This window comes from Mesorhizobium sp. M0166, assembly GCF_040322255.1.
Lineage (GTDB): Bacteria > Pseudomonadota > Alphaproteobacteria > Rhizobiales > Rhizobiaceae > Mesorhizobium.
On sequence record NZ_JAMYTD010000005.1, the window covers coordinates 121,785 to 144,552 of the forward strand.

18 protein-coding genes, 1 tRNA gene, 1 pseudogene and 1 riboswitch are annotated in these 22,768 nt (G+C 63.4%); of the genes and pseudogenes, 10 read left to right on the top strand and 10 right to left on the bottom strand.

The window, feature by feature from the left end:
• Positions 1-16: 16 nt before the first annotated feature.
• Both NKJ46_RS08895 and galE read right to left on the bottom strand, forming a co-directional pair.
• Positions 17-1,267 carry a D-amino acid dehydrogenase gene (locus NKJ46_RS08895; RefSeq protein ID WP_352664148.1) on the bottom strand — a complete coding sequence of 417 codons (1,251 nt, stop codon included), beginning with the start codon at positions 1,265-1,267 and terminating at the stop codon, positions 17-19.
• A 43-nt stretch (positions 1,268-1,310) separates the two neighbouring features.
• The gene (galE, locus tag NKJ46_RS08900; protein ID WP_352516604.1) at positions 1,311-2,306 is read right to left on the bottom strand and encodes a UDP-glucose 4-epimerase GalE; all 996 of its coding nucleotides are present in this window, start codon (positions 2,304-2,306) and stop codon (positions 1,311-1,313) included.
• A gap of 265 nt (positions 2,307-2,571) precedes the next feature.
• On the opposite strand from galE, the gene hemA reads away from it, so the two are divergent.
• Complete coding sequence (gene hemA, locus NKJ46_RS08905; protein ID WP_352448656.1) at positions 2,572-3,849, top strand: 5-aminolevulinate synthase; 1,278 nt, start codon at positions 2,572-2,574, stop codon at positions 3,847-3,849.
• A gap of 79 nt (positions 3,850-3,928) precedes the next feature.
• Here hemA and NKJ46_RS08910 read toward each other — a convergent pair whose 3' ends face one another.
• Entirely contained in the window at positions 3,929-5,095 is a 1,167-nt protein-coding gene (locus NKJ46_RS08910; protein ID WP_352664150.1) for a pyridoxal phosphate-dependent aminotransferase, read from the bottom strand.
• A gap of 111 nt (positions 5,096-5,206) precedes the next feature.
• Positions 5,207-5,629 carry a large conductance mechanosensitive channel protein MscL gene (gene mscL, locus NKJ46_RS08915; RefSeq protein WP_352664357.1) on the bottom strand — a complete coding sequence of 141 codons (423 nt, stop codon included), beginning with the start codon at positions 5,627-5,629 and terminating at the stop codon, positions 5,207-5,209.
• A gap of 235 nt (positions 5,630-5,864) precedes the next feature.
• Between mscL and NKJ46_RS08920 the strand changes: the two genes are divergently transcribed.
• Positions 5,865-9,353, top strand: coding sequence for a PAS domain-containing hybrid sensor histidine kinase/response regulator (locus tag NKJ46_RS08920; protein WP_352664152.1), 3,489 nt, complete (start codon positions 5,865-5,867; stop codon positions 9,351-9,353).
• Positions 9,354-9,356: 3 nt separating this feature from the next.
• On the opposite strand, the gene NKJ46_RS08925 is transcribed toward NKJ46_RS08920, so the two are convergent.
• Together NKJ46_RS08925 and NKJ46_RS08930 are read right to left on the bottom strand one after the other, a co-directional pair.
• Positions 9,357-10,019 carry a response regulator transcription factor gene (locus NKJ46_RS08925; protein ID WP_031211969.1) on the bottom strand — a complete coding sequence of 221 codons (663 nt, stop codon included), beginning with the start codon at positions 10,017-10,019 and terminating at the stop codon, positions 9,357-9,359.
• 119 nt (positions 10,020-10,138) lie between these two features.
• Positions 10,139-10,570 (bottom strand): hypothetical protein, encoded by a 432-nt coding sequence (locus NKJ46_RS08930; RefSeq protein ID WP_352470125.1) that lies wholly within the window; start codon positions 10,568-10,570, stop codon positions 10,139-10,141.
• A gap of 125 nt (positions 10,571-10,695) precedes the next feature.
• Here NKJ46_RS08930 and NKJ46_RS08935 point away from each other — a divergent pair, with 125 nt between their 5' ends.
• Positions 10,696-11,046: a DUF952 domain-containing protein gene (locus NKJ46_RS08935; RefSeq protein ID WP_352664154.1), complete on the top strand. Its 351-nt coding sequence runs from the start codon at positions 10,696-10,698 to the stop codon at positions 11,044-11,046.
• Entirely contained in the window at positions 11,043-12,116 is a 1,074-nt protein-coding gene (locus NKJ46_RS08940; protein WP_352664156.1) for a quinone-dependent dihydroorotate dehydrogenase, read from the top strand. Before NKJ46_RS08935 ends, NKJ46_RS08940 begins: the two co-directional genes overlap by 4 nt.
• A gap of 3 nt (positions 12,117-12,119) precedes the next feature.
• On the opposite strand, the gene NKJ46_RS08945 is transcribed toward NKJ46_RS08940, so the two are convergent.
• On the bottom strand, positions 12,120-13,454 hold the full coding sequence (locus NKJ46_RS08945; RefSeq protein WP_352664158.1) for an MATE family efflux transporter: 1,335 nt from the start codon (positions 13,452-13,454) through the stop codon (positions 12,120-12,122).
• On the opposite strand from NKJ46_RS08945, the pseudogene NKJ46_RS08950 reads away from it, so the two are divergent.
• Positions 13,411-14,061, top strand: a pseudogene (locus NKJ46_RS08950) (histone deacetylase family protein); the annotation flags it as partial. The gene NKJ46_RS08945 and the pseudogene NKJ46_RS08950 overlap by 44 nt on opposite strands.
• Positions 14,062-14,065: 4 nt before the next feature.
• Here NKJ46_RS08950 and NKJ46_RS08955 read toward each other — a convergent pair.
• On the bottom strand, positions 14,066-14,329 hold the full coding sequence (locus NKJ46_RS08955) for a DUF6460 domain-containing protein (protein ID WP_023677362.1): 264 nt from the start codon (positions 14,327-14,329) through the stop codon (positions 14,066-14,068).
• 133 nt (positions 14,330-14,462) lie between these two features.
• On the opposite strand from NKJ46_RS08955, the gene NKJ46_RS08960 reads away from it, so the two are divergent.
• Positions 14,463-14,536, top strand: a tRNA-Gly gene (locus NKJ46_RS08960).
• Between the two features lie 332 nt (positions 14,537-14,868).
• Here NKJ46_RS08960 and NKJ46_RS08965 read toward each other — a convergent pair.
• Positions 14,869-15,858, bottom strand: a complete 990-nt coding sequence (locus tag NKJ46_RS08965) for a LysR family transcriptional regulator (protein WP_352488235.1) — start codon at positions 15,856-15,858, stop codon at positions 14,869-14,871.
• Positions 15,859-16,177: 319 nt separating this feature from the next.
• On the opposite strand from NKJ46_RS08965, the gene chvE reads away from it, so the two are divergent.
• From chvE to araD1, 4 genes are all read left to right on the top strand, one after another.
• Positions 16,178-17,242, top strand: coding sequence for a multiple monosaccharide ABC transporter substrate-binding protein (gene chvE, locus NKJ46_RS08970; protein ID WP_352664160.1), 1,065 nt, complete (start codon positions 16,178-16,180; stop codon positions 17,240-17,242).
• Between the two features lie 99 nt (positions 17,243-17,341).
• The gene (gene mmsA, locus NKJ46_RS08975) at positions 17,342-18,874 is read left to right on the top strand and encodes a multiple monosaccharide ABC transporter ATP-binding protein (RefSeq protein ID WP_023677359.1); all 1,533 of its coding nucleotides are present in this window, start codon (positions 17,342-17,344) and stop codon (positions 18,872-18,874) included.
• Positions 18,871-20,163 carry a multiple monosaccharide ABC transporter permease gene (mmsB, locus tag NKJ46_RS08980; protein WP_292659525.1) on the top strand — a complete coding sequence of 431 codons (1,293 nt, stop codon included), beginning with the start codon at positions 18,871-18,873 and terminating at the stop codon, positions 20,161-20,163. Before mmsA ends, mmsB begins: the two co-directional genes overlap by 4 nt.
• A 189-nt stretch (positions 20,164-20,352) precedes the next feature.
• Positions 20,353-21,345 carry an AraD1 family protein gene (gene araD1 / locus NKJ46_RS08985; RefSeq protein ID WP_352664162.1) on the top strand — a complete coding sequence of 331 codons (993 nt, stop codon included), beginning with the start codon at positions 20,353-20,355 and terminating at the stop codon, positions 21,343-21,345.
• Positions 21,346-21,399: 54 nt separating this feature from the next.
• Here araD1 and NKJ46_RS08990 read toward each other — a convergent pair whose 3' ends face one another.
• On the bottom strand, positions 21,400-22,551 hold the full coding sequence (locus tag NKJ46_RS08990) for a 2'-deoxycytidine 5'-triphosphate deaminase (RefSeq protein WP_502903374.1): 1,152 nt from the start codon (positions 22,549-22,551) through the stop codon (positions 21,400-21,402).
• Positions 22,552-22,629: 78 nt separating this feature from the next.
• A riboswitch (SAM riboswitch) is annotated at positions 22,630-22,707 on the top strand.
• The last annotated feature ends 61 nt before the right edge of the window (positions 22,708-22,768 follow it).

A 22,768-nucleotide genomic window follows, 5' to 3' on the forward strand; every position in this document is an offset into this window, starting at 1 on the left:
TGATGTCGGGAGATGCCTAGCCCGCGTAGAGCAATCCTTGCGGATCGATCTCCGGCTTGCGGCCGGCAACTATGTCGGCAAGGAACTTTCCCGAGCCGCAGGCCATGGTCCAGCCGAGATGGCCGTGGCCGGTGTCGAGGTAGAGATTGTCGTACCGCGCCCGGCCGATGACCGGCACGGAGTTCGGCATCATCGGGCGAAGTCCAGCCCAGAGCTCAGCCTTGCTCTCGTCGAAGGCGCCGGGGAACAGGTCCTTGCCGGTGTTCAGGATCGAGTTGAAATCGCGTGGCTTGAACGTGCGGTCGAACCCGGTGAACTCCGCCGTCGAGGACATCCGCAGCCGATTTCCCAGCCTGGAATAGCCGATCAGCCGATCCTCGTCGGCGCCGCCCATGATCGGCCCCTTGCTTTCATCTTCCAGCGGAACAGTCACGGTATAGCCCTTCACGGGGTAGACGGGGAGGTCGATGCCGTAGCGGCGGCCGAGCAGGCCGCTCTCCGGCCCCATGGAAATGACCACCGCGTCGCCGGCCACCGGGCCGGCCGAGGTCATCACGGCGCGCACGCGGCCGCCGTCGATCTCGAGGCCTTCGACAGTGGTGCCGTAGAGGAACTGGACGCCGAGTTTCTCGGCGGCATAGGCAGCGAGGCGCTGCGTGAATTGGCTGGAGTCGCCGGTCTGGTCGATCGGCGAATAGACGCCACCGGCAATCTTGTCCTTAGCGCCGGCGAGGCCCGGCTCGAGCTCGACCAGCCGGTCGCGGCCGACGATCTCGATCGGCAGGCCGTGTTCGCCGAGATAGCGGTAATTGTCGGTGCCGGTGTCAAAGCTCTGCTGCGAGCGGAAGAAATACAGAATCCCCTTCTTGCGCTCGTCATAGTGGATGCCGGTTTCGGCGGAGATGGCGTTGATGCAGTCGCGCGAATAGAGCCCCAGACGCAGCTTGACGTCGGTGTTGGCGCGCATGCGCTTATGCGTGCACTGGCGCAGGAAGCGCAGGCTCCAGGCGAAAAAATATGGATCGAAGCGCAGGCGCACCTTGATGCCGAGATCGTGGTTATAGAGGCCGCGCAGGAACGTCTTCAGCGCTGCCGGCGAGGCCCAGGCGGTGGCGTCCCCGGGCGACACCAGGCCGGCATTCGACCGGCTGGTGCCGCGTGCTGCCGCCGGATGGCGCTCGATCACCGTCACCTCATGGCCGTCGCTGGCCAGACAATAGGCCGCCGCCGTGCCGACGACGCCGGCTCCAAGCACCAGGATTTTCATTCCGCCCCCAGCGCGCTGAACCAACCTTTGCGGAGAGCCCACTTCACCCCAGAGCCGAATTCTTGCTGGTCAGGATGCGCTCCCAGGCAAGCGCATCGGCAACAATCTGGTCGAGGTTGTCGCGCTGCGGGGTCCAGCCGAGTTCGCCGCGCGCCAGCTCCGAATTGGCGACGACCGCGGCGGCGTCGCCGGCGCGGCGATCGCCCATCCGCACGTCGAAATCATGGCCGAAGACGCGGCGGACGCTGTCGATGACCTCGAGCACCGAATAGCCGTGGCTGTAGCCGCAATTGGCGACCAGGCTCGATCCGCCGGCACGCAGCCGCTGCAGCGCCAGCCGATGCGCCGCCGCCAGGTCGCTGACGTGGATATAGTCGCGCATGCAGGTGCCGTCCGGCGTCGGATAATCGGTGCCGAACACCTGCATGAAGGGACGCTTGCCGAGCGCCGTCTCGCAGGCGACCTTGATCAGATGCGTGGCACCGGGCGTCGACTGGCCGGTGCGGCCCTTCGGATCGGCGCCGGCGACGTTGAAATAGCGCAACGCCGTATAGCGCAACCCATGGGCAATGGCTGCGTCGCGCAGCATCCATTCGCTCATCAGCTTGGACAGGCCATAGGGCGATTCCGGCGCAAGCCGGGCATCCTCGCGCACCGGCTCCAGGCCGGCGCCGCCATAGACGGCGGCGGTCGAGGAAAAGATGAAATTGGGCACGCCTTCGCGCACTGCGGTCTCGATCAAGGTGCGCGTCTTGCAGGTATTGTTCTCGTAATAGGCAAGCGGGTCGGCGACCGATTCGGGGACCACGATCGAGCCGGCGAAATGGATGATCGCGTCGACCTTATTGTCGCGGATGATCGAGGCGACCAGTTCCCTGTCGGCGACATCGCCGACGACGAGCTTTGCTTCCGGGGCTACTGCCCATTCAAAGCCGGTGGAAAGCCGGTCGAGGACGACGACGCTGTCACCCGTGTCCAGCAATTCCCAGACCATATGGCTACCGATATAGCCGGCCCCGCCTGTCACCAAAACCGTCATCCGCATCCTCGCTATTCATGATTTATCGGAACTGTCTCAATCGTCGCCTTACTGGAAAACCTGCCGCCAAGCCATTAGAACCTGCGGTAACCGGTCTCATCGGCGTGTGGCATTGTCCTGAAACAAGATTGATCCACATCAAGGGAATAGGCCACGTTCCGTGGTCGTTAGGAACAGGCTCGGGGCGTGGCATTTTGACCAAAAAGGCCAGGTGGACGACGAATGGGCCAATGACTATGATCCCGCGCAAAACTGGGAAGGCGACATGAACTATCAGCGGTTTTTCGAGGAAGCGATCGACCAGCTCCATGCAGAGCGCCGCTACCGCGTCTTCGCCGACCTTGAGCGTATCGTAGGGAAATTCCCGCGCGCCATCTGGCGTGCCAATGGCCGCGCCGAGGAAATCACCGTCTGGTGCTCCAACGACTATCTCGGCATGGGCCAGCATCCCGACGTCATTGCCGCGTTCCAGAAGGCGGCAGGCAAGATGGGGTCGGGGGCCGGCGGCACCCGCAACATTTCCGGCACCAGCAACCCGCTGGTCGAGCTCGAACTGGAGCTGGCCGACCTGCACGACAAGGAAGCGGCACTGGTTTTCACCTCCGGCTTCGTTTCCAACGAGGCGTCGATCTCGACCATTGCAAAGCTGCTTCCCAATTGCCTGATCATCTCGGACGAGCTCAACCACGCTTCGATGATCGAGGGCGTGCGGCGCTCGGGCGCCGAGAAGAAGATCTTCCGCCATAACGATGTCGCGCATCTCGAAAGCCTGCTGCAGACCGCCGGCCGCGAGCGCGCCAAGCTGATCGTCTTCGAGAGCGTCTATTCGATGGACGGTGACATCGCGCCGATCAAGCAGATCGTCGATCTCGCCGAGCGTTACAACGCCATGACCTACATCGACGAGGTCCACGCCGTCGGCATGTACGGGCCGCGCGGCGGCGGCATCACCGAGCGCGAAGGGCTGGCCGACCGCATCGACATCATCGAGGGCACGCTGGCCAAGGCGTTCGGCACGCTTGGCGGCTACATCGCCGGCAACACTGCGGTGATCGACGCGGTGCGCTCCTATGCGCCGGGCTTCATCTTCACCACGGCGTTGCCGCCGGCGATCGCTGCCGCGGCAACCACCTCGATCCGCCATCTCAAGCGTTCGCAGGCCGAGCGCGACGCGCAGCTGCGCCAGGCGACACGGACCAAGCAAGTGCTGGCCGCGGCCGGCCTGCCGGTGATGGAATCGCCTACCCACATCGTGCCACTTCTGGTCGGCGATCCCGAGCTCTGCAAGATGGCCAGCGACCGCCTGCTCGGTGTGCACGGCATTTACATCCAGCCGATCAACTACCCGACAGTGCCGCGCGGCACCGAACGGCTACGCATCACGCCGACACCGTTCCATTCGGACGCGCTGATCGCCTCGCTGCAGGACGCGCTGGTCGAGACATGGGACGCGTTGGGGATTCCCTACGGTTCGGCCGGCCGGCCTTCGGTGGCCAAAAGCGACCGCGTCATTCCGTTGCTGGTGCCGAAGTCGGGCGGGTAACTCCGCCGCCACGGGCAGCCGCCTATCGGTGCCGCCTCATTTTCAGTGCTGCGATGCCTGGCGCAAACCTCAACACACTTCACACACTCGTCATCCATTTCGCCAGCCGGTGCGCGGCTTCCTCGAGCTGGTCGAGGCGGCGGTGGAAGCACAGCCTGAGGAAGGCTTCGCCGCCGGGGCCGAAGGCGGTGCCGGGAGCCAGGCCGACATTGGCGCGATCGACCATGTCGAAGGCGGCAGCGCGGGAATCGCTGATGCCGTCGACTGCGAAGAACAGATAGAATGCGCCCTGCGGTACGGTGAACCGGGCCCTGCCGGTTTCGGCGAGAATGCCGCAGACCAAGTCGCGCGCCGCCCTCGCCCGCTCGACCTGCTCGACGATGAAGGCGTCGCCTTCATCGAGGGCAATGACGGCGCCGCGCTGCATGAACTGCGCAACGCCGGAAGTCGAATACTGGACCAGGTTCTCGAACACCTGCTGCAAGGCGGGATGGATCTTGATCCAGCCGATGCGCCAGCCGGTCATCGCCCAGTTCTTGGAGAAGGAATTGACGAATAGGATGCGATCCTCATCGGCCATGATGTCGATGAAGGACGGCGCGCGGCCATGGCCGTAATGAAACAGCGAGTAGATTTCGTCGGCGATGATCCACAGGCCCCTCTCGCGGGCGAGATCGAGGATCGCCTGCAGCGTCTCCTTGTCGGCGGTCCAGCCGGTCGGGTTGGACGGCGTGTTGACGAACAGCGCCTTGGTCCTTGGCGTGATCGCCGCTGCGATCTTGTCGACGTCGCAGGACCAGCCATTGCCCGACTGGTCGAGCGTGACCGCGACCGGAACGGCGCCGGCCACCCCGGCGGCGGCGGCGAAGTTCGGCCATGCCGGCGACAGGTAGACGAGTTCGTCGCCCTTGCCGGCCACCGCATCGATGGCCATCTGGATGGCGTGCATGCCGGAGCCGGTGACGATAAATTCCTCGTTGGCGAAAGTCTTGCCGAAATGCCTGGTGTAGTAGCGGGCGAGCGCCTGCCTGAGTTCAGGAATGCCCCGCTGCCAGGTGTAGAAGGTCTCGCCGGCGGCCAGCGCCTTGGCGGCGGCATCGGTGATGAAGGCAGGCGTCGGCAGGTCGCCCTCGCCGGCCCAGAGCGGTATCATGCCGTCGCGGCCGCGGCCACGGTTCATGACGGCGACAATGCCGCTTTCAGGCGCCGCACGCGCCTCGGCGCGCAGAGTATCGATCAGGGTCATGGATGGGTCCGTTTTCGTTTGCTCGACTGCTAGCGTGTTTCAGGGCGGACGAAAACAGAAAACCCCGGCCGCAAGCGACCGGGGTTTTGGTCCAGAAAGTTGCCGCAGGCGCTACTTTCTGGCGAGGAGATCGCGAATTTCGGTGAGCAGCGCGACGTCGGCTGGCGGCGGAGCGGCCGGGGCGGCCGGTTTTTCACGCTCCAGCCGCTGGCGCAGATTGTTCACCGCCTTGACCATCACGAAGATGATGAAGGCGAGGATGAGGAAGTTCAGCGCCACGGTGATGAAGCTGCCATAGGCGAAGACCGCACCCTGTTTCTTTGCATCAGCCAGCGAGGTTGCATTCACCGCGGAAGACAGGGGTATGAAGTAGTTGTTGAAGTCCAGTCCTCCGAAGATCGCGCCAACAATAGGCATGATGATGTCGTCGACCAGCGAGGTGACGATTTTGCCGAAGGCAGCGCCAATGATGACGGCAACGGCCAGGTCCATCACATTGCCCTTGGAAATGAATTCCTGAAACTCTTTCAGCATTCGACTCCTCCTTGTCCTGACCGGCCGTTCTGCCGTCCGCTCCCCCGGCATCGACCGGCAGGCAGAATAGCAAAAACCTGCGGTTGCAACAGGAACAAAAGCTGGTTTCAGCCGGTCACGATTGCCCGACGCAGTCGATATGATACGCCGAAAGCCGCGATGGACTCGATCGCCAAGCTGTGATTGCGTCTGCAAGGCCGGATGAAAAAGCCGGCGCAGGGAGGAAGTTCGAGGCGTGCAGGGCTGGTTCATCGTCATCATCGCGATCGCCTATGTGACGTTGCTGTTCGTCATCGCCAGCCTGGGCGACCGCCGCTCGACTTCAACCGGGCCCGGCTGCGCCCGGCCGTTCATCTATGCGCTCAGCCTCGCCATCTACTGCACCTCCTGGACCTTCTTCGGCTCGGTCGGCCTGTCCTCCGAGCGCGGCCTCGAGTTCCTCGGCATCTATATCGGACCGGTCCTGGTGTTCGTGTTCGGCTTTCCGCTGCTGCAGCGCATCGTCAGGCTGGCCAAGACCGAGAAGATCACCTCGATCGCCGACTTTCTCGGTGCCCGCTACGGCAAGAGCTTCGCTGTCGCGGCGATCGCCACGCTGATCGCGACCATCGGCGCCGTGCCGTATATCGCGCTGCAATTGAAGGCAATCTCCGGCTCGGTCAGCCTGATGGTCGAGCATTATACCGGCTCGCCCCCGTCGTTCGATCCGTTCGTCAGCGACATCTCGCTGGTCGTGGCCATGCTGCTGGCGCTGTTTGCGGTGCTGTTCGGCACGCGCCATGCCGATGCCACCGAGCACCAGGACGGGCTGGTGCTGGCGGTGGCAGTCGAAACCGTGGTCAAGCTCGCCGCCTTCCTTGCGATCGGCCTGATGGTCACGTTCCTGATCTTCGGGGGGCCAGGCGACATGTTCGACCGGCTCGCCGAAAACACGCAGGTGCGCCAGGCGATGGGCTACAACACCTCACTCGCCACCTGGCTGGTGCTGACATGCCTGAGCGGCTTTGCCATCCTCATGCTGCCGCGCCAGTTCTACGTCACCATCGTCGAGAACCGCAGCGAGGCCGAGCTGCGCACCGCGACATGGGTGTTTCCGCTCTATCTGGTGGCAATCAACCTGTTCGTGCTGCCGATCGCATTGGCCGGCCTGGAGCTGGTCGGCCCCAGGACCAGCAGCGACCTCTATGTGCTGTCACTGCCGCTTTTCAGCGGCCACGACGTGCTGGCCATGGCCGCCTTCATCGGCGGCCTGTCGGCGGCGACCGCAATGGTGATCGTCGAAAGCGTTGCGCTGTCGATCATGATCTCCAACGACCTGATCATCCCGCTGTTCGTGAGGCGATTGCTGCGGACCACGACCTCAGAGAGCGAGGACTGGTCGACGCTCATCCTCAATGTGCGGCGGGCGGCGATTTTCATCATGCTGTTCATCGCCTTTCTCTACTACCGCGAGAGCACCAACAGCGCGCGGCTGTCCTCTATCGGCCTGATGTCGTTCGCCGCGATCGCGCAGTTCGCGCCGGCAATGATCGGCGGCCTGGTCTGGCGCGGCGCCAACGGCCGGGGTGCCGCGCTTGGCATGGTCGCCGGCATCGTCGTCTGGAGCTACACGCTGCTGCTTCCGTCGCTCGTCACACCCGATACTGGCATCCTGGTCCACGGCCTGTTCGGCTTCGATGCATTGCGGCCGCAGGCGCTTTTCGGCACCGTCGCCGAGCCGCTGAACCATGGCGTGCTGTGGAGCCTGTCGATCAACACGCTGTTTGTTGTGTTCGGCTCGCTGTCGCGCGCCTCTGTGCCGCTGGAACGCATCCAGGCGTCGATCTTCGTGCCGCGCGAAGCGGGTCCGCTGCCCAGCCTGCGCCGCTTCCGCACCACGATCACCGTCAACGACCTCAAGGACACGATCGCGCGCTATCTCGGTGTCGAACGGACCGAGCGGTCCTTCCAGTCGTTCGAAAAGAGCAGCGGCACTTCACTGCTCGGCAACGAACAGGCCAGCATGGATGTCATCCGCTTCTCCGAGCAGCTTCTGGCCAGTGCCGTCGGCTCCTCTTCGGCGCGGCTGATCCTGTCGCTGCTGCTGCGTCGCAACGACCGCGAATCCAAGGACGCCTTCCGTCTGCTCGACGACGCCACCGAGGCGCTGCAGCACAATCGCGACCTGCTGCAGATCGCGCTCGACCAGATGGAACAGGGCATCACCGTCTTCGACCGCGATTTCCGGTTGATCTGCTGGAACCGCCAGTACCGGGCGCTGTTCGACCTGCCCGACGAGATGGGCCAGGTCGGAGTCTCACTCGATCGTATCCTGCGCCACCTTGCCGAGCGCGGTGACATACCGGCAGACCAACGCGTCACCATGCTCAACCGCCTGACCAGCTTCGTCAGCCCATGGCAGATGGAGTTGAAGACCAGCGGACGCATCCTCGAATTGCGCTCCAATCCGATGCCGGACGGCGGCATCGTCGCCACCTATGCCGACATTTCCGGACGTGTCGAACAGGATCTGGCGCTGAAGCGCGCCAACGAATCGCTGGAACAGCGAGTGAAGAGCCGAACCGCCGAGCTCACCCGCGTCAATGAGGAGCTGGCGCAGGCGCAGATGCTGGCCGAGGAGGCCAATCTCGGCAAGACCCGCTTCCTCGCTGCCGCCGGCCACGACATCCTGCAGCCGCTGAACGCCGCCCGCCTCTATTGCTCGTCGCTGATCGAGAAGACCGGCAAGGGACCTGCCGGCAAGGCGGCGATGAATATCGAATCGTCGCTGGAATCGGTCGAGACCATCCTCGGCGCGGTGCTCGACATTTCGCGCCTCGATGCCGGCGCGATGAAGCCGGACGACACGAGCTTCGGCCTGGACGGGCTGCTGCGCCAGATCGGCAACGACTTCCGGCCGCTTGCCGCCGAAAAGAAACTCGAGCTCTCGATCATGCCCTCGTCGCTCAGCGTCATGACGGACCGCAATCTGCTGCGCCGGCTGATCCAGAACCTGGTCTCAAACGCCATCAAGTATACGCGCCATGGCCGCATCCTGGTCGGCGTGCGGCGGCGCGGCGAACTGGCCGAGATCCAGGTGATCGACACCGGCATCGGCATTGCCGGCGACAAGCTCAACACCGTGTTCCGCGAATTCACCCGGCTCGATGAGGGCATGCGCGAAGCGGAAGGCCTCGGCTTGGGGCTCTCCATCGTCGACCGCATCGCCCGCGTCCTGCGCCTCGAAATCCGGATCTTCTCCAATCCCGGCAAAGGCACGCGCTTTTCCGTGCTGCTGCCGGTGGCGGCCGTGCAGGCACCGCGGCGCGAGGCCGAGGCGAAGCCGCCTGCCCGTGTCGCGGCCTCGCTTGCCGGGCTCAATGTGCTCTGCATCGACAACGACGCCCGCATCCTCGACGGCATGCGGCTGCTGCTGGAGGGCTGGGGCTGCAGCGTCGACACGCTTTCCGGCGCGGAGGATATCGAGAGGTCCGGCATGCATCGGCCGGACATCGTGCTTGCCGACTATCATCTCGACAACAGGACCGGCCTTGAATTGATCGCCCAGTTGCGTGCGATCCATGGCGAGGACCTGCCGGCCGTGCTGGTCACCGCCGACCGCTCGAGCGAGGTTCGCGCCGCCGCCGGCAGGCTGGACGTGCCGGTGATCAGCAAACCGCTGAAACCGGCGATGCTGCGCTCGATGATGGCCAGGGTCAGGCCGCTGGCGCCGGCGGCCGAATAGGAATCAGCCGGCCGTCTGCAACGGGTCGCTGCCGATCTTGGACAAAAGGATGACCGCCTGGGTGCGGCTGTCGACGCCGAGTTTCTGCAGGATGGCCGAGACATGCGCCTTGATCGTCGCTTCGGAGACCCCGAGCTCATAGGCGATCTGCTTGTTGAGCAGTCCCTCGGCCAGCATGCCGAGCACGCGCGTCTGCTGTGGGGTCAGCGCCTGCAGCCGCTTGATCAGGTCGGAAATCTCGGGATCGCGCTCCACCCCGAGATCGATGCCGACGGGAGCCGCGATATCACCTGCAAGCACCGACTGCACCGCATTGCGGATCTCCTCCATGCTGGCCGATTTGGAGATGAAGCCGGAGGCGCCGAGATCGAGCGCGCGCCGGATCGTCACCGGATCGTCATGCGCCGAGACCACCATCATCGGCACCGCCGGATGGATGCCGCGCAACGAAATCAGGCCAGAAAGACCGCTTGCCCCCGGCATCGAGAGATCGAGCAGCACCAGATCGACATCCTCATTGGCCAGGACCAGCGCCTTGGCGCTTTCGAAATCGCCGGCCTCGTGAATGGCGGCAACGTCGCCGATGCCCGCGAGTGCCTCCCTCAATGCACCGCGAAAAAGCGGGTGATCGTCGGCAATGACGAATGTGTAGCCCAACGGTGATATCCCTCCCCGAATCCCGTTTGCGATTTTCCGCCTTGCAGGATCTGAACAATCATAACGCTACGCCTGCTGTTCGGCGTGGCCGGCTTGCTATTCCCGCCCCAGGTCTTTTTGCGAATTGCCTAGGTCTTTTGCGAATTCGGCTTGGCGCCGTCTTCGTCCTTGTCCATGTCCTTGACGATGTCCATGAAGCTGCGCAGGAAGCGCTCCATGTAGCCCATCGTCTTGTTGAAATCCTCCTCGCTGGGCAAAGTCGATTCGAAACGCGCGGCAAGCGAATTTTCGAGTTTGGCGACGCGTTCGTCGAGAGCCTTCACCGAATTTTGCAGCCGGTCGACCTCATCCTGCAAGGCGGCACGTTCGTCGGCCGCCGTCTTGCAGACAAGCTGACCGGAGCGCTCCTCGCAGAGCGACATGGCGCCGGTTTGCGTATCCATGCGCACATAGCCATTGGCCGATTTTTCCAACCGGTAGCGATCGGCTTCCTCGGAAAAGGCCGAGGCCGCGACAAGCGACACCAGTGCTGCGGGGATCAATACGTGTTTCAGACGCATGTTTTCCTCCATGAGCCAGTTGGTTCAATGTATCACATGTTTGCGCCTGAAATGGGGAAGAGTTCGGAGCGTCCGAAACCCGCTTGCCCCTTCCCCGCATGATCTGTTCGGACTATAGCGCAACGATGTCCGAGATCATCTACAAGATAGTTCCCGAGGCGCTGTGGCGCGAGGCTGAAAGAGAAGGCCGCTTCACCGGCGCGCCGATCGACGTCGCCGACGGCTTCATCCATTTTTCCACCGCCGGGCAGGTTCGAGAAACGGCGGCCAAACATTTCGCCGGCCAAAGCGGATTGCTGCTGGTCGCCGTCGATAGCGCGCGCCTCGGCGATGCGCTGAAATATGAGGTCTCGCGCGGCGGCGCCTTGTTCCCGCATCTCTATGGCGGGCTCGGCCTCGATGCGGTCGTTTCAGTGCAGGCATTGCCGCTCGGCGCCGACGGCCGGCATGAATTCCCGGCGCTGGGGGCCGAATGAGCGCGTTCGACCGGATCGGCCAGAAACTGTTGTTCACGCTCGATCCGGAAACCGCGCATGGGCTGTCGATTGCCGCGCTGAGATGCGGGCTGCCGGTCTCCGGGCGCCCTTTGCTAGACGACAGGCTAAGGGTCAGCCTTTGTGGACTCGATTTCCCGAACCCGCTCGGCATGGCTGCGGGTTACGACAAGAATGCCGAAGTGCCTGACGCACTGCTCGGCCTGGGCTTCGGCTTCGCCGAGGTCGGCACCATCACACCGCTGCCGCAGACGGGCAATCCGAAGCCACGCATCTTCCGGCTGCCTTCGGACGGGGCGGTGATCAACCGGCTGGGTTTCAACAATGAAGGCCACGCCGCCGCAGAGAAGCGTCTTGCCGCCCGAAAAGGCCGCCCCGGCATCGTCGGCATCAACATCGGCGCCAACAAGGACAGCGCCGACCGCGTCGGCGATTATGAGCGCGGCGTGATCCGGTTCGCGCGATATGCCAGTTATCTGACAATCAATATCTCCTCGCCGAACACGCCGGGCCTGCGCAACATGCAGGCGCGCGAACAGCTTGGCGAGCTCCTGTCGCGGGTCATGGCTGCGCGTGCGGCGGCACCGGAAAAACCGCCCGTCTTCCTCAAGATCGCGCCGGATCTGGTCGAGGCCGAGCTGGAGGACATCGCCGCCGAGGTCACTGAGAAGAAAATAGACGGCGTCATCGTCTCCAACACCACGATCGCGCGAGCGGGACTGCGCAGCAACGATTTTGTCGAGGCCGGCGGGCTTTCGGGAAAACCGTTATTCGAGCGCTCGACCACCGTGCTGGCAAAAATGCGGAAACTGCTTGGCCGGGATCCTGCCGTCATCGGCGTCGGCGGCGTCGATTCCGCCGAGACGGCGCTGGAAAAGATCCGTGCCGGCGCCGATCTCGTCCAGCTCTATACCGGCATGATCTATGCCGGGCCCGCGCTGCCGGGGCGCATTCTTTCCGGCATGGCCCGTTTCATGGACAGTCAAGGGCTGAAGTCGCTGCGCGAGCTTCGCGACAGCCGCCTCGATCAATGGGCAGCGAAGCCGCTTTAGCGATCAGCCAAAGGCTGTGCGCACCCGCAGCCGCAATATGGCGAGCAGGCTGAAGCCACGCACCAGCAGGAAGACATGCAACGCCGCCCATAGGCCGTGATTGCCGAAGGCCGGCGCCAGGATCAGCAGAGCGGCGCTGAACGACAGGAACGACAACAGCATCATGTTACGCATGTCGCGCGACCATGTCGCGCCGATGAAAACCCCGTCCATCTGGAAAGCTAGCGCGCCGCTGAGCGCGGTGAACGCCGCCCAGGGCAGGTAGATATCGGCAATGGTGCGAACGTCGGTCGAGGTCGTGATCAGGGCGACGAGATCGGTGCCCTCCAGCAGGAAGAAGAGCGTCGCCGCGCCCGACAGCCCGAGCCCCCAAAGCAGCGTCAGCCGCACGGCCTGGTCGAACGCCGTGGCGGCGCGGGCGCCGATGGCGCGCCCGGCGAGCTGTTCGGCGGCGGTGGCGAAACCATCGAGGAAGTAGCCGGCAACCAAGAAGAGGTTCATCAGCACAGCGTTGGCGGCCAGCGTCAGAGTGCCGAATTGTGCGCCTTGGCGCGTGAACAGCGCAAAGGCGGCGAGCAGCGAAAAGGAGCGGATCATGATATCGCGATTGAGCGACATCATGCGCAGGAATGCCGGCAGATCGAGGACGCGGTGGCGCGGCAGCCTGGGCGCCGCCCAAAAGCGACGGCCGACAATGGCGAGACCAAGCAGCATGGCGACGAATTCGCCGGTGAGCGTTGCCCAGGCAACGCCGGCAACGCCCCAGCCGAGCTCTAGGCCAAGCAGGAAGCAGAGGGCGATGTTGATGCCGTTCAGTATCAATTGCAGCATCAGTCCGAGCCCGCCCTCGCCGCGCCCCAGCACGTAACCGAGGATGGCGTAATTGATCAGGGAGAACGGTGCTGCGAGCATCCTGATGCGGATATAGACGTCCATCGCCGCGCTGACGCGCGGTTCGGCGCCTATGAACCATTGCCCGGCAGTGGAGACCAGGGGCGCAAGCGCGGCAAGCACGACGCCGGCGACGACCGCGATCAGCACGGCGCGCCAGAACACCGCCTGCTCCTCCAGCGCATCGCCGCGCCCGAAGGCCTGGGCGACGAGGCCGGTGGTGCCGGAGCGCAGGAAGTTGAAGGTCGTGAAAACGACGTCGAAGATCAGGGCGCCGGCCGCCAGGCCGCCGAGAAGGGCGGCGTCGCCGAACTGTCCGACCACCGCAGTATCGACAATTCCGAGCAACGGCGTCGTCAGATAGGCAAGCGTCATCGGCACGGCGATGGCGAGCACCGAGCGTGGACCGCGGGTCTCGCTGAGGGCGCAGCTCGCAACGGCCGGCACGGTGCTGGCAGCGCGGCTGGCCTTGCTGAACGGCATCGCCTGCAACACCGCCGGCGGCAGCCATCACGCGCGGCGCGCGCAAGGCGCCGGCTTCTGCACTTTCAACGACGTGGCCGTGGCCGCGCTGGTGCTGCTCGCCGAAGCTGCTGTCCAAAACATCCTGGTCGTCGACCTCGACGTGCATCAGGGCGACGGCACGGCGGATATCCTGAACGACGAGCCGGGCGTGTTCACCTTCTCCATGCATGGCGACCGTAACTACCCTGCGCGCAAGATCGCCTCCGATCTCGACATCGCCCTGCCCGACGGAACCGGCGATGCAGCCTATCTGGAGCGGCTGGGCGCCATCCTGCCGGAGCTGTCGGCGCGAGCGCGCTGGAACCTCGTCTTCTACAATGCCGGGGTCGACGTCCATGCCGAGGACCGGCTCGGCAGGTTGTCGCTCACGGATGACGGGCTGCGCGCTCGCGACGATATGGTGATCCGCCATTTCCGCACGCTTGGCATACCGGTGTGCGGCATTATCGGCGGAGGCTATTCGACGGATGTCGCAGCACTCACCGCACGCCATGCCATCCTGTTCGAAGTGGCCGCTGCCTACGCCTGAAAATTCACTTCCGGTAGTTAGCGATCCTGAGCAGGATGAATGCCGGCACGACGATCGCGGCACCGAGCAGGATGTAGCCGAGAAAGCGGTCGATGGCGTGGAAGCCCAAATTCCACAGGTCTATGAAGAATTTGCGGATGCCGTAAAGCACGTCCATCGGCGACCAGCCGAAGGCGTTCATGACCAGGCCGACGAGGAACGACACCACGAGCAGCTTCAGGATCACCCGGAGCGGCGTATCGCCGAGAAAGCGGTTCAGTGCGGACAAGGGCCTGTCTCCACAGTCGGGTGCCGCGATTCGGGCACATGCCAAGAAATACGCAGTCGCCCGCGCCGCATCAAGGCGGCGCCTCAAATCGGATTGCGCATCGGCGCCGGGCCATGATATCGGAGGAACCAGCGCGGGTATGATGTAATGGTAGCTTGTCAGCTTCCCAAGCTGAACGCGCGGGTTCGATTCCCGCTACCCGCTCCAGCTTTTGCCCCGGTGCATTGCACTTGTTCTGGTCAGGCTGAAAACCAGCGGCTTCACAGGCATTTTTTTGCAGCCGGCTGGCCGTCTTTCATCTGTTTGGCCGATGTGCCAGTTCGTGGAATATCTCACATTGAGGGTCGGCGGGGCCTCGAATGACCCCAACCGGAAAGTCTACCCTTGGCCCGCTGGCGTCTGCTGGCGGGCTTTTTTTTGAGCATCACGCGGTATTGCCAACGTGCACCGGCGCCGCTCAGGCGGGCCCGTCTGGTCGTCTGGCTGGCCATGGAATGCGCCCGCTACCCGCGGAATGCGCCCGCTACCCGCTCCAACCCTCAGCCCACCTCCCGCAAAATAAAATCGTGCAGCATCTTGGCTGCCGGTGACAGCGCGCGGTTCTTTACCGTGATCAGGCTGTAAGGCCTGACCTCGATGTCGAACTCAGTCTGGACGACATCGATAGCGCCGGCCAGGCCTTCGGGGTTCTGAATGAACTTCGCAACCTGGACCGACACCGGCGCGATGGCGTCGGATTGCGCGACCATGACCAGAGTCAATAGCAGCGAACTGGTGTTGAGGATGCGGTCCGGCAGCGCGATGTTGCGGTTCAAGAAGTTGCTTTCCATCGCCTGGCGCAGCGGCGAGCCGCCCGACTGGAAGACCCAGTCATAGGCGGCGGTGTCTTCCAGCCGCACTGCCTTGCCCTTGGTCAGCGGGTGGCCGCGGCGCACGATCAGGCAGGCCTTCTCGACGCCGATGACGCGGGCTTCGAACAGCCGCGGATTGAGGTCGTCGGGGATGCGGGCGATGATGAAATCGTGGCGCGAGGCGATCAACTCGCGCGCCAGCACATTCGAGGTCTCGACCTGCATGGTGATTTCGATGCGCGGATAGAGGCGCCGGATCTCGCGGATCGCCGGCACCGCCAGCTCGATCGCCGGTGCTGTCACCGCGCCCAGGAACACCGAGCCGCCCTTGCCCGCCTTGAGCTCGAAAATCTCACGGTCGACCTCGCGCATCTCGAGCAGGATCGATCGCGCGCGCCGTGCCAACGCCTTGCCATAGGGTGTCAGCGTGATGCCGCGCGGCAGCCTTTCGCAGAGCTTGACGTCGAGCACCGCCTCCATCTCGGCGATCATGCGCGAAGCGGCCGGCTGCGAGATGTTCATGACCTGGGCCGCGGCACTCACCCGGCCGTGCTCGTCGAGGGCTGCGATCATGCGCATGTGACGCAGGCTCAAGCCGCTGCGCAGCAAGGTTCCGCCATCACCCGGGATTTCATCGTAACCGGCTGATATTCCACCAGGATTTCGCAGCGCCGCCATGATTTTTCCCTACTTCTGCGCCCGGCGCCCCGGCTGATCATCCGGCAGCCTCGCCACTAGCTTTAGCCATATCGGTTTCGATATAGCAACCATCAAAGATCGCATTTGACAGTTATGGCAAAGCGACACACCCTTCGCGCGTCCTGAGACTTGACGATCGGCGACGAGGGAAAACTCGTATCGATTGAAACCAGAGTTTCGGGGCCGATTGGGAGGATACCGGAGATCGATTGAGGGCAGCGGCGCGTTTGGCGCTCCTGCACGATTGCGCGGCCCACGAAACCCAAGGGTACGCGTCCATCAACCAGGGAGAGTTAATGTGAAGATCATCAAGACACTGGCCGCCGTCGCGGCCCTAGGCATCGCGGCCATGACGCTGCCGGCGCAGGCGGGCGAAGGCCTGATCGGCGTTCTGATGCCCACCAAGACCTCGCAGCGCTGGATCAACGACGGCGACGCCGTCAAGTCCCAGCTCGAGGCTCTGGGCTACACTGTCGACCTGCAATATGCGCAGGACGACATTCCGAACCAGCTCAGCCAGCTGGAAAACGAAATCACCAAGGGCCCGAAGGCGCTGATCATCGCTTCGATCGACGGCACCACGATGGGCGATGCGCTGCAGAAGGCGAATGACGCCGGCGTCGTCGTCGTCGCTTACGACCGCCTGATCAAGAAGACGCCAAATGTCGACTACTACACCACCTTCGACAATTTCGGCGTCGGCGTCATCCAGGCCAAATCGCTGCTCAAGGGCCTTGGTTATCCCGAGAAGAAGGGGCCCTTCAACATCGAGCTGTTCGGCGGTTCGCCGGACGACAACAATGCGTTCTTCTTCTATAACGGCGCCATGTCGGTTCTTCAGCCGCTGATCGACGACAAGACCCTCGTCGTGAAGTCCGGCCAGATGGGCATGGACAAGGTCGGCACGCTGCGCTGGCTGGCGGCAACCGCCCAGGCCCGCATGGACAATCTGCTCTCCGCCAACTACTCGGACGGCAGCCGCGTCGATGGCGTGCTCTCGCCCTATGACGGCCTGTCGCGCGGCATCATCGCTTCGCTGCGCGCCGTAGGCTACGGCACTGCCGATCAGCCATGGCCGATCGTCACCGGACAGGACGCCGAGACCGCTTCGGTCAAGGCGATCATCGCCGGCGAACAGTATTCGACCGTGTTCAAGGACACCCGCGAACTCGCCAAGGCGACGGTCGAACTCGTCGACAAGGTGCTCTCGGGCGGCAAGCCGGAAGGCCTCGACACCAAGACCTACAACAACGACGTCAAGGTCGTTCCCTCGATCCTGTTGACGCCGCATGATGTCGACAAGTCGAACTACCAGGCGCTGGTGGTCGACTCCGGCTACATCAAGGCCGAAGAACTGAAGTAATCGCGGTTACAAAGCCTGGGGTCCTGCGCAGGCAGGGCCCCTTTTCGTTGGCGAGCCAGCCCGGTATTGTTTGCGGACCTCGCAGGAGTGGTATTCTCAATGGCATCGACGATTTTGGAGATGCGCGACATCACCAAGACGTTTCCCGGCGTCAAGGCGCTGTCGAACGTCAAGCTTATGGTCGAGGAAGGCGAGATCCATGCCGTGGTCGGCGAGAACGGCGCCGGCAAGTCGACGCTGATGAAGGTGCTGTCGGGCGTGTATCCGTCCGGCACCTATGACGGCCAGATCATCTATCGCGGCGATGAGTGCCATTTCAAAGGCATCCATGACAGCGAGCGCAAGGGCATCGTCATCATCCACCAGGAGCTTGCGCTGGTGCCGATGCTGTCGATCGCCGAAAACATCTTTCTCGGCAACGAGCACGCCAGATACGGCGTCATCGACTGGAATGCAAACGAGGCGCGCACCAGCGCCCTGCTCAAGAAGGTCGGCCTCAAGGAAGACCCCAACACGCTGATCACCAATATCGGCGTCGGCAAGCAGCAGCTGGTCGAGATCGCCAAGGCACTCAGCAAGGAAGTGAAATTGCTCATTCTCGACGAGCCGACGGCGAGCTTGTCCGAAAAGGACAGCCAGGCGCTGCTCGATCTGCTGCTCGAATTCAAGCGGCAGGGCATCACTTCGATCCTGATCTCGCACAAGCTCAACGAGGTGAACCGGGTCGCCGACAAGGTCACGATCATCCGTGACGGCCGGACCATCGAGACGCTGGCCAAGAAGGACATCTCGGAGGACCGCATCATCACCTCGATGGTCGGCCGTTCGCTCGACGACCGCTATCCGCCGCGCGAGCCGAAGATCGGCGAGACCGTTCTCGAAGTGAAAAACTGGTCGGTCTACCACCCCATCCATGCCGAGCGGCAGGTCATCAAGGGTATCAACCTCAACGCGCGCAAGGGCGAGGTGGTCGGCATTGCCGGGCTCATGGGCGCCGGCCGGACCGAGTTTGCCATGAGCCTGTTCGGCCGGTCCTATGGCCGCCGCATCACCGGCGAGGTGTTCCTTAACGGCAAGCCGATCGATGTCTCTTCGGTGAGCAAGGCGGTGGAACACGGCATCGCTTACGTTACCGAGGACCGCAAGACCTACGGTCTCAACTTGATCGACCATATCAAGCACAACATCACGCTCGCCAACCTGCCTGGAGTGTCACGCCATGGCGTGATCGACGATTTGCGCGAGCTTTCGGTCGCCAACGATTATCGCGGCAGGACCAATATCCGCGCCTCGAGCGTCTACCAGATGACCGGCAATCTTTCTGGCGGCAATCAGCAGAAGGTGGTGCTGTCGAAATGGCTGTTCGCCAATCCGGAAGTGCTGATCCTCGACGAGCCGACACGCGGTATCGACGTCGGGGCCAAGTATGAAATCTATACGATCATCGCGCGTCTCGCCTCCGAGGGTAAGGCAATCATCGTCATCTCGTCGGAAATGCCCGAACTGCTCGGCATCACCGACCGCATCTACGTCATGAACGAAGGACGCATCGTCGGCGAAATGGCGGCAAGCGACGCCAGCCAGGAAAAGATAATGCGCGCCATCGTCCGCGGAGAAGGAAAAGCATCATGAGCACCGAAAGCGCTCCCGGGCCGCAGACCGGCGTTGCCCAGGACCTACAACAGGGACCTCGCATTGCCGTCTCGGCGCTGGTCACCAACTTGCGCGAATACGGGTTGGTGCTGGCGTTGATCGCAATCATGGTGTTCTTCCAGTTCACCACGTCCGGAACGCTGTTCAAGCCGGTGAACCTCAGCAATCTGGTTCAGCAGAACAGCTTCATCATCGTGATGGCGCTGGGCATGCTTCTGGTGATCGTTTCGGGCCATATCGATCTCAGCGTCGGCTCCGTCGCCGGCTTCATCGGCGCACTGGCGGCGATGATGATGGTCATCTGGCCGCTTGGCCCATTGAGCAATCCGCTGGTGGTGTCGATCATCTGCCTGATCGTGGGTGGCGCGATCGGCGCGGCACAAGGCTACTGGATTGCCTATCACCGAATACCGAGCTTCATCGTCACACTGGCGGGCATGCTGATCTTCCGCGGCATCTGCCAGGCGCTGCTGGGTGGCGGGTCTTCGGTGGGGCCGCTCCCCGTCGGCTTCAAGGCGCTCAGTTCCGGCTTCATTCCGGACCTGATCGGCCCATTGACGCTGATACCGCCAACCGTGAACGCCGCCGGCAAAACCATTGTCGGCAGCGGCCTGACGCTGCACCTGACGACGATCGTGATCGGCCTCGTCGCCGTGCTCGCCTATGCCTATTTCGGGCTCAGGGCACGGCGCACCCGCGAGAAGCATGGCTACGAAGCCGAGCCCTTCTCGCTGTTCGTCGTCAAGACCCTGGTGATCAGCGCGCTGGCGCTGTTTCTCGTCTACCAATTCGCCACCTACAGGGGCCTTCCCATCGTTCTCATGGTGATGGGCGTGCTGATCGCGTTGTTCGTCTTCGTTACCAAACGCATGACGATCGGCCGTCGCATCTATGCGATGGGCGGCAATGCCAAGGCAGCCCAGCTATCGGGCATCAAGACCGAACGGCTGACGTTGATGGTGTTCATCAATATGGGCGTACTGTCGGCACTCGGCGGCCTGATTATCGCTGCGCGCCTGGGGCAGGCTGTGCCGGCGGCCGGCCTCGGCAGCGAGCTTGACGTCATCGCCGCGGTGTTCATCGGTGGCGCTTCGGCGATGGGCGGCGTCGGCCAGGTCATCGGCGCGGTGGTCGGCGGTTTCATCATGGGCGTCATGAACAACGGCATGTCGATCATGGGCGTCAATGTCGACTGGCAGCAGGTGGTAAAAGGCCTGGTGCTGCTCGGCGCCGTCGTCTTCGACGTCTACAACAAGAACAAGGCTTGAGAGGCAACCAGGAGGCATACGGGTCACATCGCGGCGCTGCCGGGCGGCGCAAAAAAGTCCCCCGAGGGACCTGATCCGCGAGCGCAATCCGGACGAAGAATTTCAACCGAGGCGCGGACAGGGTCCGGGCCACGCAGGGTAGGGTTTGCCGCCAAAGGCAGGCCAGCCCGCAATTCAGAGAGGGTTACCATGCTGATCTCACAGATCCTCGACGACGCCGAGACGATCCGCGTCGTTGCCCGCAACAGCGGCAAGACCCGCGTCATTAACGGCGCCCGCAGCGTCTATTCGCTGGCGATGGAGGCCGCGCGCACCGGCAGCGGGCTTGTCGCCCTGATCGAGCGCAAGGGCTTCGGCGAAACCGTCGATCTCGACGCAGCCTACAAGAAGGGCCGGCTGCTGTCGCCGATCAACCATCCCGATCCGGCCCATCTCCATCTCACCGGCACCGGGCTGACGCATCTCGGCTCCGCCGCGACCCGCGATTCGATGCACAAGAAGCTCAGCACGGACGGCGAGGAACAGCTGACCGATTCCATGAAGATGTTCCGCATGGGGCTTGAGGGCGGTAAGCCGGCGAAAGGCCAGATCGGCGTGCAGCCGGAATGGTTCTACAAGGGCAACGGCACCATGGCAGTGGCGCCCGGGGCCGCGCTTATGTCGCCCGCCTTCGCCCAGGACGCCGGGGAGGAGCCGGAAATCGCCGGTATCTATGTGATCGGCGACGACGGCGCCCCGTTCCGCGTCGGCTTCACGCTGTCGAACGAGTTTTCCGACCACGTCACCGAGCGCGTGAACTATCTCTTCCTTGCCCATTCCAAGCTGCGCAACGCTTCGTTCGGCCCGGAGATCCTGATCGGCGATCTGCCGTCCGATATCCGCGGCGCTTCACGTATCCTGCGCGACGGCAAGCTGCTTTGGGAAAAGCCGTTCCTGTCGGGCGAGGCGAACATGTCGCACACCATTGGCAATCTCGAGCATCACCACTTCAAATACTCGGCCTTCCGCCAGCCGGGCGACGTGCATGTGCACATGTTCGGCACGGCGACGCTGTCCTTCGCCGACGGCGTCAGGACCGAGGCCGGCGACGTGTTCGAAATCGAGGCCCCTGATTTCGGCCTGCCTCTGCGCAACCCGCTTGAAATCGAGCAGCCGGTGAAGGTCGCGGTGAAGGCGCTTTGAGGCGTCGATGACAGCGTGATCTCCCCCCTCGTGGGGGAGATGGCAGTTCCAACCTCAGCGCGCGGCGCGGAAATGCTTGGACAGTTTCAGGCCCTGCGCCTGATAGTTCGAGCCGAGGTCTGTGCCGTAGAGCGCTTGCGGCCGTTTCAGCATGTGCTCGTAGATCAGCCGTCCGACGATCTGGCCGTGGTCGAGGATGAACGGCACTTCGTGGCTGCGTACCTCGAGCACCGCCCGGCTGCCGGTGCCGCCTGACGCCGAATGACCGAAACCCGGGTCGAAGAAACCCGCATAATGGACGCGGAACTCGCCGACCAGCGGATCGAAGGGCGTCATTTCGGCGGCGTAGAGCGGCGGCACATGCACCGCCTCGCGCGACACCAGAATATAGAATTCGTCCGGATCGAGCACCAGTTCGCCGGCGCCGCTCTTGTAGAGCGGCTCCCAGAAATCGACTACATCCTGCGCGGCGCGCTTGTCGACGTCGACCAGGCCGGTGTGGTGCTTGCCGCGATAGCCGACCAGCCCATCCTTGTCGCCGTCGAGGTCGATCGACAGCGCGATGCCGCCGCCTGAGATGTTGGGCGGTTCAGTGGCGACCAGCATCTCGGCGCGGTGCAGTTCGTGCAGGTCGCTTTCCGACAAGAGCGCATTGCCGGTGCGGAACCTGATCTGCGACAGCCGCGAGCCGGTGCGAACGACAATCGGGAAGGTGCGCGGGCTGACCTCCAGATAGAGCGGACCTTCATAGCCGGCGGCGATCTTGTCGAACTCGTGGCCACGGTCGGTCATCACCCGAGTGAAGATATCGAGCCGTCCGGTCGAGCTTTTCGGGTTGGCGGAGGCGGAAATATGCGCGGGCAGCGCCAGGCTTTCGAGCAGCGGCACGATGTAGACGCAGCCGGTTTCCAGCACGGCACCTTCGGCGAGGTTGATCTCGTGCAGCTTCAGCCGGTCGAGCTTGTCGACAACCCTGTGGTCCGGGCCGGGCAAGAAGGAAGCACGCACCCGCCAAGCCTTGTCGCCGAGCCTGAGGTCAAGGCTGGCCGGCTGGATCTGATCGGCATCGAGCGTGCGCGGCGATTTTAGCGCGCCCGTCTGGAACAGCGCGGAAATATCCTGATCGGGAAGAATGCCTGTCTGCCGCAAGGGTCTGGCTCCGTTCGAACGCCGGGCGAGGTCTTGTTCTGTCGCAGGTCCGACCATGGACGCCTTTGGCACCTGCTTGGTACAACCCTCTTAATCATGCCGGCAATTGACGCAAGCGTGGCGCGGGTCTAAAGCTCGTTATCCCGTGGTGATTTGGCCGGTCGGCTTGCAGCCACGTTAAACAAGTCGCTAAAGGACCGTCGGGCCGCAAGGCCATATGGACCGGTTGCGACTTTCGCGACCGGTTTTTTGTTGTTTGGACCAATTTTGGTGT